The organism is Frankia sp. CeD, assembly GCF_000732115.1.
Taxonomy (GTDB): Bacteria; Actinomycetota; Actinomycetes; order Frankiales; family Frankiaceae; genus Frankia; species Frankia casuarinae.
On the sequence record NZ_JPGU01000116.1, the window covers coordinates 1 to 1581 of the forward strand.

The window sequence follows — 1581 nt, forward strand, 5'->3', positions numbered from 1 at the left end:
TACCCCGTTCATGGCCTGGCTGGGTGGTGTCCCACGTGGTGGGGTGGCTGTCTGGTTGGGTTGTGAGGGATTCCTTTGGACACGGTGGTGGGCCTGTGAGGGTCTGCTGTCGATGTCGGGGTCTGTCGATGTTTTTGCATCGGCGCTCTCAATGCATTGATGGAGAGTTTGATCCTGGCTCAGGACGAACGCTGGCNGCGTGCTTAACACATGCAAGTCGAGCGGGGAGCTTCGGCTCTCAGCGGCGAACGGGTGAGTAACNCGTNGGCAACCTGCCCCGAGCTCTGGAATAACCTCGGGAAACCGGGGCTAATGCCGGATATGACATTGCCGGGCATCTGGTGGTGTGGAAAGATTTATCGGCTCGGGATGGGCCCGCGGCCTATCAGCTTGTTGGTGGGGNGATGGCCTACCAAGGCGACGACGGGTAGCCGGCCTGAGAGGGCGACCGGCCACACTGGGACTGAGACACGGCCCAGACTCCTACGGGAGGCAGCAGTGGGGAATATTGCGCAATGGGCGGAAGCCTGACGCAGCGACGCCGCGTGGGGGATGACGGCCTTCGGGTTGTAAACCTCTTTCAGCAGGGACGAAGCGAGAGTGACGGTACCTGCAGAAGAAGCACCGGCCAACTACGTGCCAGCAGCCGCGGTAATACGTAGGGTGCAAGCGTTGTCCGGAATTATTGGGCGTAAAGAGCTCGTAGGCGGCCTGTTGCGTCGGCTGTGAAAACCCGGGGCTCAACTCCGGGCCTGCAGTCGATACGGGCAGGCTAGAGTCCGGCAGGGGAGACTGGAATTCCTGGTGTAGCGGTGAAATGCGCAGATATCAGGAGGAACACCGGTGGCGAAGGCGGGTCTCTGGGCCGGAACTGACGCTAAGGAGCGAAAGCGTGGGGAGCGAACAGGATTAGATACCCTGGTAGTCCACGCCGTAAACGTTGGGCGCTAGGTGTGGGGGACCTTCCACGGCCTCCGTGCCGCAGCTAACGCATTAAGCGCCCCGCCTGGGGAGTACGGCCGCAAGGCTAAAACTCAAAGGAATTGACGGGGGCCCGCNCAAGCGGCGGAGCANGTGGCTTAATTCGATGCAACGCGAAGAACCTTACCAGGGCTTGACATGCAGGGAAATCTCGTAGAGATACGGGGTCCGTAAGGGTCCTGCACAGGTGGTGCATGGCTGTCGTCNGCTCGTGTCGTGAGATGTTGGGTTAAGTCCCNCAACGAGCGCAACCCTCGTCCTATGTTGCCAGCGAGTCNTGTCGGGGACTCATAGGAGACTGCCGGGGTCAACTCGGAGGAAGGTGGGGATGACGTCAAGTCATCATGCCCCTTACGTCCTGGGCTGCACACATGCTACAATGGCCGGTACAAAGGGCTGCGATGCCGTGAGGTGGAGCGAATCCCAAAAAGCCGGTCTCAGTTCGGATCGGGGTCTGCAACTCGACCCCGTGAAGTCGGAGTCGCTAGTAATCGCAGATCAGCAATGCTGCGGTGAATACGTTCCCGGGCCTTGTACACACCGCCCGTCACGTCACGAAAGTCGGTAACACCCGAAGCCGGTGGCCTAACCCTTGTGGGG

General features: G+C 60.5%; 1 rRNA gene. It reads left to right on the top strand.

Going from position 1 to position 1581, the window contains the following annotated elements:
- Window positions 1–156: 156 nt before the first annotated feature.
- Window positions 157–1581 (top strand): 16S ribosomal RNA (locus tag CED_RS21190); the annotation flags it as partial.